Below are 1,706 nucleotides of genomic sequence, written 5' to 3'. Positions count from 1 at the left end.
GGCTGGAAAGCCGCTGGCAAGAGTTAAAAGATTTGGCTCTAACTGAAATAGCATTTGATGGACTAAGTGCAGAAGCAAAAATTTCTCAGTATGGCAAGCTAACTGCTAATTTAAGAGCTGTACCAACATTGCGTCAACAGATTCGACAGAAAATTAATCCCCACACCGTTACTCTACTAAAGGCGTTGAATCAGTTTATTACAGAAGCTAAACAGAACTTACCAGCTGGATGTACTAAATTAGCAGTGATTGCGGATAATTTAGACCGGATTGTCCCAGTTATCCAAGAGAGTAACCAAACGAATCATGAAGAAATTTTTTTAGATCGTAGTGAACAATTAAAAGGATTAAAGTGCCATATTGTCTACACAGTTCCCATTTCAATGCTGTACTCCAAGCGAACTAATGATTTGCGAGACATCTATGGTGATGCCCAGGTGTTACCGATGATTATGGTGCGAACTAAAGAGGGTAACCTCTATCAGCCTGGATTCAATAAAATTAAAGAAGTGATTAGCAAGCGAGTCGGTCAATTTGCTCCCAATCGCTCCTTAGAAACCGATATATTTGAAAGTCCAGAAGCCTTAGAGCGCTTGTGTCTTATGAGTGGAGGTCATGTGCGGAATTTGCTATTATTAATCCAAACTGCCATTGCTCGTACCGAAACCTTACCAATTTCCCTCAGAGCAGTACAACGATCCATTACTGATGCACGAGATACCTATCGCCGAACGGTTCAGGATGGACAATGGTCGGTTTTAGCTGATGTTTACCGGTCCAAGCAGATACACAATAATAACCAGTATCGTCAGTTATTATTTAATCGCTGTTTGTTAGAGTATCAATACTTCGATGACGAAGGAGAAAGACAGTGTTGGTACGATGTTCATCCCCTGATTAAAGGGATTAAGCAATTTAAAGACGCTTGTGCTCAACTAGACTCACAGCCGTAATAAGAACTGCAACAACTAATGGTAAACTTTACAGATGCGGACGAGGATTTACCTCCAGCGAGTCCAGAAGAACAATACCAAGACTTACTCCGTGCCCTCCGAAGGCGTAGAGGTTTCGGATTATTATTTGTCCGTTGTTCGACCGCAGAAGCAGAGAAGTTGGTTAAGCAGGTTAAGCAGGATTTGCCTCAGAAAACAATAGAGGTGTTGCGCTTCGAGGAGCCCATTGATAATTTATACGGCATTGTTCAGGATCGCCCCGACTGTCAGGACATCAAGGTTTTATTTATCCAAGGTCTAGAATACTCGTTTTATAAGTATGAAGAGACGAAACGTCAGCAGGGATGGGATAGCAAAGCAATTTATTCCTATAGTTGGAAAGGGGTTCCTCATATTTTAAATCATCTCAACCAACACAGAGAACGATTTCGAGAGGATTTTAAAATTTGTTTTGTGTTTCTGTTACGGTCATTTTCCCTGAATTATTTTATCCACCGTGCTCCCGACTTTTTTGACTGGCGTTCTGGTCTGTTTGACTTTCCTAGCAAATCAGAGGAGTGTCAACAAGAAGACTTTCAGAATCAGTCTTTGAATCCTGAAGAAAGAAGTAAACAAATTATCGCTATTAAAGAACGCCTGGAAGCAGAGTATCAAACTCCTGAGGAGCAAGCCGATTTACTAGTTGAACTAGGAATTATACTAGCTGCTGCCCAAGAGTATGAAGATGCGATCGCAAACTTTGACCAAGCTTTG

Annotated in this window: 1 protein-coding gene and 1 pseudogene; both read left to right on the top strand. The window is 41.1% G+C overall.

The window, feature by feature from the left end:
- Positions 1–953: ATP-binding protein (locus tag F6K38_RS41225; RefSeq protein ID WP_287360613.1), on the top strand; the 953-nt coding region annotated here is incomplete at its 5' end.
- An 18-nt stretch (positions 954–971) separates the two neighbouring features.
- A pseudogene (locus F6K38_RS41220) lies at positions 972–1,706 on the top strand (tetratricopeptide repeat protein); the annotation flags it as partial.

This window comes from Moorena sp. SIO3B2 (genome assembly GCF_010692525.1).
Classification (GTDB): Bacteria; Cyanobacteriota; Cyanobacteriia; order Cyanobacteriales; family Coleofasciculaceae; genus Moorena; species Moorena producens.
The sequence above is the reverse complement of the archived record's forward strand: the minus strand, read 5'-3'. Positions and strand labels throughout refer to the sequence as shown.